This is a genomic window from Salinivibrio sp. MA427, assembly GCF_001996115.1.
Lineage (GTDB): Bacteria > Pseudomonadota > Gammaproteobacteria > Enterobacterales > Vibrionaceae > Salinivibrio > Salinivibrio costicola.
Genome location: NZ_MUFH01000512.1, coordinates 1 through 1,393 on the forward strand (window position 1 = coordinate 1; position 1,393 = coordinate 1,393).

Genomic DNA, 1,393 nt, shown 5'->3' on the forward strand with positions numbered 1-1,393 from the left:
GCTCTATCTAGTCTCTAGTTTCTAGTTTCTAGAAGAGAAGCGTCTCGGCTCTTTCCTGTATTCCGTAAGCGAAGCGCTCCGTATTCCCATTCCCGAATGCCAACTTAAAGTGCCTGTCCCGACAAGTTCGTGCCGACAAGCTAAAGTGCCTGTCCCAACAAGCTATTTGTTTTTGTTATCCACCAGCACGGCGAGCAAAATCACCACGGCTTTGGCAATCATTTGGTAGTAAGACGACACGTCCAGCAGGTTAAGGGCGTTGTTCAAAAAGCCGATAATCAGCGCACCAATCAGCGTGCCCATGATCTTACCTTTGCCGCCCATCAAACTGGTGCCGCCCAGTACCACCGCCGCAATCGCGTCAAGCTCATAGCCAGTGCCAGCAGTCGGTTGGCCGGAGGACAGACGTGAGGTAACGATGATCCCCGCCAGCGCGGCAAGCATGCCGCAAAGGCTGTAAACACCAATTTTAATCCGATCGACATTGATGCCAGACAGACGCGCCGCTGACTCGTTGCCACCGAGTGCGTAGATATAACGGCCAAAGCGGGTATGATTAAGCAAGTACCAGGCACCGATAAAGACGATGGCCATCAGCCACACGGGCACGGGAATACCCAATAAATAACCGGTCCCAAACCATGCAAAGGCGTCGGCCGTTTCAGTAAAGCCCGCGGAAATGGGGCGACCATCGGTATACACCATGGTCACGCCACGATAGAGCGTCATTGCGACCAAGGTGGCAATAAAYGCCTGTACCTTGCCTTTGGCCACCACCACACCAGTCATGGCACCAATTGCCGCGCCTGCAAACAAGGCGGTGGGCACTGCGATCAACAGNATGCCAGCACCGAGCCAACACTCAAGTCGATACCCGCGGTTAAAATCACCAGCGTCATCCCCACCGCGATAATCGCGTTCACCGAGGTTTGGCGCAGGATATTGAGCAGGTTATCGACCATGAAAAAGTTGCTGTTTAAAAATGACATYACCACGATCAGTGCCAACAAGGCGATCAGTGATTTTTGCTCAATTAACCAGGCTTTGCTGAACATAGGTTTGCGTCCATCCTCTGACGGCTGGGACTTATTGATTGCATTTGAGCTCATGCTGCATCCTCATTGGCATCTTTGCCTACCGCACAGGCAAGCAGAATTTCTTGGTTAGCGTCCTTGGCATCAAATTCACCGCATACGCGGCCTTCGTGCATCACTAAGATGCGGTCACTCATGCCAAGTACTTCGGGCATTTCTGACGACACCAAGATGATGCTCATGCCCTCAGCTTTAAATTGATTAATTAACTGGTAAATTTCTTTTTTAGCGCCAACATCGACACCACGCGTCGGCTCATCCAAAATCAGCACTTTCGGCTTGGTCATCAGCCCTTTGGC

Annotated in this window: 2 pseudogenes; both read right to left on the reverse strand. The window is 51.7% G+C overall.

Features of this window, described 5'->3' with window-relative positions:
• Positions 1 to 162: 162 nt before the first annotated feature.
• A pseudogene (gene rbsC, locus BZG79_RS16000) lies at positions 163 to 1,109 on the reverse strand (ribose ABC transporter permease).
• Positions 1,106 to 1,393: pseudogene (locus BZG79_RS16005) on the reverse strand (ribose ABC transporter ATP-binding protein RbsA); the annotation flags it as partial. The pseudogenes BZG79_RS16005 and rbsC, both read right to left, overlap by 4 nt.